Below are 6,962 nucleotides of genomic sequence, written 5' to 3' on the forward strand. Positions count from 1 at the left end.
AATATAAATATAATTCATACATTTGAAATATTAAAAAATAAATAAGCAAATAAGAGTAATAGTTAATGAGGGCTATTAAATATGAGATATAGAGAGTTAAATACCTTAAATGGGTAAATTACAACAAAAATATCGAAATATCATAGTTCCATTAAAAATAACTTAGATATATAATTTAGATATTGTAATTAGATAGTAGGTGAAATTATTATATGGATACCGAAGTTAAAAATATATTAAATAAGATTATTTCGTTTGATATTATCATTGCCATAATAGTTGGAATTCTTTCCTCAATAATATTTAAATCATATACATATATGATAATTATAGGATTGTTAATGGCTGCTTTAAACTTGATATTGAATTCCATTATTACTACATATGCATTTAAAGATAAAGTAAATAGAATTCTTGGACCTTTAGGGTCTGTAGTTAGGATTATTCTTACAGCCAGTATAGTAATACTGATTTGTAAAAATAATAGATTTAATTTTGTAGCTTTTTTTATAGGCTATACTTTACACTACATTTCAATTGTTTTTTATGGAATCACAATTAAAAATCAGAAAGGGAGTGATTAAGATGGATTCAGAAACAATATTTAATTTACATTTAGCTAACCACGTGTTTGCAGTCACAACAAGTATTGTTACACAGTGGGTAATAATGGCTATAATAATAGTTTTAGCTATAATTTTAACGAGAAATATAAAAACTATTCCGAGCAAGACACAAAGTGTCGTAGAAATATTTGTAGAAACAATAGATGGTTTAATAAAGTCTAATATGGGTGACAATTTTAAAAGTTTTGTACCTTTTATTGGAACATTAGCTATATTCCTATTCTTTCTAAATTTAACAGGCTTAGTTGGAGTAGATCCTTCAACTAAAGATATAAATGTTACTGCAGCTTTTGCTATAATGAGTTTTGTAGTAATTCAAGCCACTTCTATTAAGAGAATAGGGGTTGGAGGATATCTTAAATCATATTTACAGCCATTTGCACCAATGATTATCATGAATGTAATTGAGAAAATTACATTGCCTTTATCATTATGCTTAAGACTATTTTGTAATATGCTTGTAGGAGTTATGATAATAGGATTGATTTATACTGGTTTAAATCATTTTGCCTTTGGAATTCCTATTATAGCTCATGGATTCTTCGATTTATTTGATGGTATTATTCAAATGTATGTATTTGTAATGCTTACAATGGTATATACTAAAATGGCTATAAGTGAAGAATAATTTTAATAATAAACTACACCTGAATATATGGTAGTAGATATTATAAATTGAATTTTACATTTTTGATTTTAAGGAGGAAGAAAAATGAATATTGATGCTCAAACATTTTTACATGGTATGTTAGCTATAGGTGGAGGTTTAGCCGCAATTGGATGTCTTGGTGGTGGTGTTGGTATAGGTACTGTTTCAGGAAAAGCAGTTGAAGCTATAGCAAGACAACCAGAAGCAAAAGGTGATATAATGTCAACAATGATTTTAGGTATAGCATTTGCCGAAGTTACTTCTTTATATGCTTTGATTGTTGCAATTATATTGATTTTTGTAAAATGGTAATAAGCAAATAAACATATTTTTATAAAAATAAGCCTGAAGGGAGGCTTTTGAGTATATGAGTGGAAATTTATTTACTTTTTTTGCGACAATAGTTAACTTTATAATTCTTTTAGTTATACTAAAATTTGTACTTTTCAAAAGGGTTACAAAAGCAATTGATACTAGACATAATAAAGTAAAAGAAACAATAGACAAAGCAAACAGTGATAGAGAAGAAGCTAAGACCTTAAAAATTCAGACTGAAAAGAATCTAACAGATTCAAAAGCTAAAGGTAAGACTATAGTAGAAGAGTATAAGGGAAAAGCTGAAAAATTATCACAGGACATTAAGAAGGAAGCTTCAAATGAGGCTGAACTTATAATGGAAAGAGCTAAAAAAGAAGTAGAAAGAGAAAAAGAAAAAGCAGAAGATGAGCTAAAGAAAAAAGTAGTTGATCTTGCTGTAATTTTGTCTTCAAAGGCATTAGAAAAAGATATAAATGAAAAAGAGCATAGAAGACTTATCGAAGATTTTATAACTAAGGTAGGTATGTGATATGTATGAATACTTAGATAGGAGATATGCTGCTGCATTATATAAAATTGCTTCAGCAAAAAATAAGACTAAAGAATATATAGAAGATTTAAAGCAAATTAATGAGTTCATTAACAAAAATAAAGAGCTTAATCAAGTAATAAATAATCCTAAAATAAGTACTTCAAAGAAAAAAGAAGTTTTTATAAATATCTTTAAAGGTAATATAGATGCTGAATTACTTTCTTTTTTACTCATATTAATTGACAAGAAAAGAATTGACGAGCTTACGGAAATTATTGTTCAAATGGAAAAAGTGGATTTGGAGAATCATAATCAAATCATAGCAGAGGTAAAAACTGTGATTCCATTAAACGATAGTGAGAGAACTTCTTTAGTAGATAAACTAAAAGCCAAATATAATAAATCAATAATTTTAAAAGAAATTGTTGATGAAAGTATTATTGGTGGAGTTTACGTTAGAATTGGCGATGATGTTATTGATGGAACTATTAAAAATAAACTTGAAGAAATGAAAAAATTAATGCTTATAAGAGGATAGGGGTGAGCCTATGAACATAAAACCTGAAGAAATAACCTCAATTATAAAAAAGCAGATTGAGGGTTATGAAAATAAAGTAGAATCTGTAGATTCAGGTACTATAATTCAAGTAGGCGATGGTATCGCTAGAGTATATGGCTTAGAAAACTGTATGGCTGGAGAACTTCTTGAATTTCCGAACAATGTATACGGAATGGTTATGAATCTTGAACAAGATAACGTAGGTTGTGTTCTACTTGGTGATGAAGAGGGAATAAAAGAAGAAGATGTAGTAAAGAGTACTGGTAGAGTAGTGGAAGTACCAGTTGGCGAAGAGATGATTGGAAGAGTTGTTAATGGTCTAGGTATATCTATTGATGGAAAAGGCCCAATAAGGACTAGTGAAACTAGACCAGCTGAAACTATAGCACATGGTGTTATTGAAAGAAAATCAGTTAATGAACCTCTTCAAACAGGTATAAAGGCAATCGATTCAATGATTCCCATAGGAAGAGGTCAAAGAGAGCTTATTATAGGTGATAGACAAACGGGTAAAACTGCTATAGCTATTGATACTATAATAAATCAAAAGGGAAAAGACGTTATTTGTATTTATGTTGCTATAGGACAAAAACAATCAACTGTTGCACATATTTATAATACATTTACACAAAAGGGAGCTATGGATTATTCAATTATTGTATCAGCTTCAGCATCTGATGCCGCTCCACTACAGTTTCTTGCTCCATATACTGGTGTAACTATTGGTGAATATTTCATGGATCAAGGTAAAGACGTGTTAATAGTATATGATGATTTAAGTAAGCATGCTGTTGCTTATAGAACTATGTCATTATTATTAAGAAGACCGCCAGCAAGAGAAGCTTATCCAGGAGATGTTTTCTATTTGCATTCAAGACTTCTAGAAAGAGCTGCTAAGTTGTCAGATAAATTAGGTGGAGGTTCAATAACGGCACTTCCAATAATTGAGACACTTGCAGGCGACGTTACTGCATATATACCTACAAATGTTATATCAATAACAGATGGACAGATATTCCTTGAGTCAGAGTTATTCTTTGCAGGACAGAGACCGGCAGTTAACTCAGGTATATCAGTTTCAAGAGTTGGTGGTAGTGCACAGATTAAAGCTATGAAACAAGTTTCTGGAACTCTTAGACTTGAACTTGCACAGTATAGAGAACTTGCAGCTTTCGCACAGTTTGGTTCAGACCTGGATAAAGAATCTAAAAAGAGACTTGAAAAGGGTAAGAGACTTTTAGAAATATTTAAACAAGATCAATATCAACCAGTGTCTGTAGAAAAACAAGTGATTATAATCTATGCATGTGTAGAGGAATATCTAATGGATATTGAAGTAAGCAAGATAAAGGAATTTGAAAAAGGACTATTAGATTATATGGATACACACCATAAAGAAGTTGGTGAAGCTATACTTACAAAAAAAGCATTGGATGATGAACTTAAAAAAGATCTTAATAGTGCAATAGAAGAATATAAAAAAGTATTTTTAGCAGAGGTGTAATTTACCTTACCTTTGCGGGAGGTGAAATATGGCAGCAGGACTTATTGTAATAAAAAGAAGAATTAAGTCTATAACTAATACTAGAAAAATAACAAAAGCCATGGGACTTATAGCCACCTCTACATTAAGGAAATCCAGAAAAAATTTGGATGCAAATTTAGATTATTATGATTCCTTTGAAGATATAATGAAAACAATAGCTAGTGGCGTAATGGGGAAAAATATTTATACTACTGGTAATGACAGCAAAAAGAAATTATATATAACTATGACTTCCGATGCTGGACTTTGTGGAGGATTTAATGGAACTGTTGTAAATGCAGCAGTGAAGGAAATATCTAAAGATAGAGAAAATTCACTTATAATGTCTGTAGGTCAAAAGGGAAGAGGATATTTCAGAAGATTAAACTATGATACAATAGCAGAATATGTGGATATCCAAAATGAACCTACATTGACAGAAGCTAAGACAATATCAGAACATGCTTTAAGTCTTTATAATAATGGAGAAATTGGTGAAATAAATATAGTTTACACAAAATTTATTTCCACTGTAAAACAGGATGTAATAATAAAAAAGGTACTGCCATTTGATATGAAGGAGATAAAATATGATGGTTCAACTGAATTTGAGCCTGAGGCCAATGAATTAATAGACGGTATAGTAGGCATACATTTGAAGTCTCAAGTATTTAATTTCTTATTGAATTCAAAAGCAGGAGAACAGGCATCTAAAATGACTGCTATGGATAGTGCTACAAAAAATGCCAATGATTTATTGGATGCTTTAAATCTAAAATACAATAGAATTAGACAGAGCGCAATCACTCAAGAAATAAGTGAAATAGTTTCAGGAGCAGAAGCTCAGAAATAAGGAGGGAAACTCATGCCAGAACATATAGGTAAAGTTGTTCAGGTAATAGGACCTGTTATAGATATAAGATTTACTAGTGAAAGCCTTCCTAATATATATAATGCAGTAGAGGTAAGTATGGGAGACAAAAAGCTTATAGCTGAAATTGAACAGCATATAGGTGATGATGTAGTAAGAGCTATATCTATGGAACCAACTGATGGCTTAAGAAGAGGGGCAGAAGTAGTGGATACTGGAAAACCAATTTCAGTTCCAGTAGGAAGACCAGTTTTAGGACGTCTCTTTAATGTATTAGGAAAGACAATTGATGAAGCAGGAGATTTTAAGGATGAAGAATATTATCCTATACACAGATTACCACCTACTTTTGAAGAACAATCAGTAGTACCTGAGATGTTTGAAACAGGTATAAAAGTAGTAGACCTACTTGCACCTTATCAAAAAGGTGGTAAGATTGGACTATTTGGAGGAGCTGGTGTTGGTAAAACAGTTCTTATCCAGGAACTTATTAACAACATAGCAAAAGAACACGGTGGATTATCAGTATTCACAGGTGTTGGAGAGAGAACAAGAGAAGGTAATGATCTTTATTACGAAATGAAAGAATCTGGAGTTATAGATAAAACAGCTTTGGTATTCGGACAAATGAATGAGCCACCTGGTGCTAGAATGAGGGTTGCACTTACAGGTCTTACAATGGCTGAAAAGTTTAGAGATGAAGGCCAGGATGTGCTTCTATTTATTGATAACATATTCAGATTTACACAAGCTGGTTCAGAAGTTTCAGCTTTACTTGGAAGAATACCTAGTGCCGTTGGTTATCAGCCAACACTAGCCACTGAAATGGGTGCTCTTCAAGAGAGAATAACTTCAACAAAGCATGGCTCAATAACATCTGTTCAAGCAGTGTATGTTCCAGCAGATGATTTAACAGATCCAGCACCAGCTACAACATTTACTCATCTTGATGCTACAACAGTTTTATCAAGATCTATATCAGAACTTGGTATTTATCCTGCTGTTAGTCCACTTGAATCTAGTTCAAGAATACTTGATCCAAATATAGTTGGGCAAGAGCATTATGATGTAGCAACTAAAGTAAAACTTGTTCTTGAAAGATATAATGAACTTCAAGATATAATAGCAATACTTGGTGTAGATGAGTTATCAGAAGAAGATAGAGCAGTTGTTAATAGAGCAAGAAGAATCCAAAGATTTTTATCTCAGCCATTTTCTGTTGCAGAACAGTTCACTGGTATGCAAGGTAAATTTGTTACTATAAGTGATACTATAAAAGGTTTTAAGGAAATACTTGAGGGTAAATGCGATGACTTACCTGAAGCAGCATTCTTATTTGTAGGTACTATAGAAGAAGCAAGAGAAAAAGCTAAGTCCATGATGGAAAGCTAAAAAGGAGTGATTTTGTATGTCATCTAAAATAAAATTAAGCATACTAACTCCTACGGAAAAATTCTATGCTGGTGATATATCTGAAGTAAATACTTCTACGATGACTGGTGACATAGGAATACTTCCGGAGCATAGTTCTTTTATAGGATTATTAAAACCTACTGTAACAAAATTTAAAATTGAAGATGGAAGTGAAAAGTCTTTATTTACTTCTACCGGTATAGTTAAAGTTACCAAAGAAGAAATACAGATTATAGTTGATGATGCAGAGTGGCCTGAAGAGATAGATGTAGATAGGGCAGCAAAGGCTAAAGAAAGAGCAGAGGAAAGATTACACAAACATGACCCTAAAACTGACTCTAAAAGAGCTGAAATCGCCCTTCAAAGGGCAATTGCAAGAATTAGAACTAAAGGTATGTAAAAAANATATNTNTNTATATAATATATATTATTATTATTATTATTATATATATATATATATATATATATA

At 31.3% G+C, this 6,962-nt stretch carries 9 protein-coding genes; all 9 read left to right on the forward strand.

The window, feature by feature from the left end; all coding sequences use genetic code 11:
• Positions 1–212 precede the first annotated feature (212 nt).
• Positions 213–584 carry an ATP synthase subunit I gene (locus RH99_RS17175; RefSeq protein ID WP_010241182.1) on the forward strand — a complete coding sequence of 124 codons (372 nt, stop codon included), beginning with the start codon at positions 213–215 and terminating at the stop codon, positions 582–584.
• Positions 580–1,254, forward strand: a complete 675-nt coding sequence (locus RH99_RS17180) for a F0F1 ATP synthase subunit A (RefSeq protein ID WP_050993385.1) — start codon at positions 580–582, stop codon at positions 1,252–1,254. Before RH99_RS17175 ends, RH99_RS17180 begins: the two co-directional genes overlap by 5 nt.
• Positions 1,255–1,338: 84 nt before the next feature.
• A complete protein-coding gene (atpE, locus tag RH99_RS17185) occupies positions 1,339–1,587 on the forward strand; it encodes an ATP synthase F0 subunit C (protein ID WP_010241187.1) in 249 nt (82 codons plus the stop codon).
• A gap of 55 nt (positions 1,588–1,642) precedes the next feature.
• Positions 1,643–2,122 carry a F0F1 ATP synthase subunit B gene (locus RH99_RS17190; protein WP_010241189.1) on the forward strand — a complete coding sequence of 160 codons (480 nt, stop codon included), beginning with the start codon at positions 1,643–1,645 and terminating at the stop codon, positions 2,120–2,122.
• 1 nt (position 2,123) lies between these two features.
• Positions 2,124–2,663 (forward strand): F0F1 ATP synthase subunit delta, encoded by a 540-nt coding sequence (locus RH99_RS17195; protein ID WP_010241190.1) that lies wholly within the window; start codon positions 2,124–2,126, stop codon positions 2,661–2,663.
• Between the two features lie 10 nt (positions 2,664–2,673).
• The gene (gene atpA, locus RH99_RS17200; RefSeq protein ID WP_010241191.1) at positions 2,674–4,188 is read left to right on the forward strand and encodes a F0F1 ATP synthase subunit alpha; all 1,515 of its coding nucleotides are present in this window, start codon (positions 2,674–2,676) and stop codon (positions 4,186–4,188) included.
• Between the two features lie 28 nt (positions 4,189–4,216).
• Positions 4,217–5,062, forward strand: coding sequence for an ATP synthase F1 subunit gamma (gene atpG / locus RH99_RS17205; protein ID WP_010241193.1), 846 nt, complete (start codon positions 4,217–4,219; stop codon positions 5,060–5,062).
• A 12-nt stretch (positions 5,063–5,074) separates the two neighbouring features.
• Positions 5,075–6,472, forward strand: a complete 1,398-nt coding sequence (gene atpD / locus RH99_RS17210; RefSeq protein WP_010241195.1) for a F0F1 ATP synthase subunit beta — start codon at positions 5,075–5,077, stop codon at positions 6,470–6,472.
• A gap of 16 nt (positions 6,473–6,488) precedes the next feature.
• The gene (locus RH99_RS17215; RefSeq protein ID WP_010241197.1) at positions 6,489–6,893 is read left to right on the forward strand and encodes a F0F1 ATP synthase subunit epsilon; all 405 of its coding nucleotides are present in this window, start codon (positions 6,489–6,491) and stop codon (positions 6,891–6,893) included.
• Positions 6,894–6,962 lie beyond the last annotated feature (69 nt).

The organism is Clostridium arbusti SL206 (assembly GCF_000246895.1).
In the GTDB taxonomy this organism is placed as follows: Bacteria; Bacillota; Clostridia; order Clostridiales; family Clostridiaceae; genus Clostridium_I; species Clostridium_I arbusti.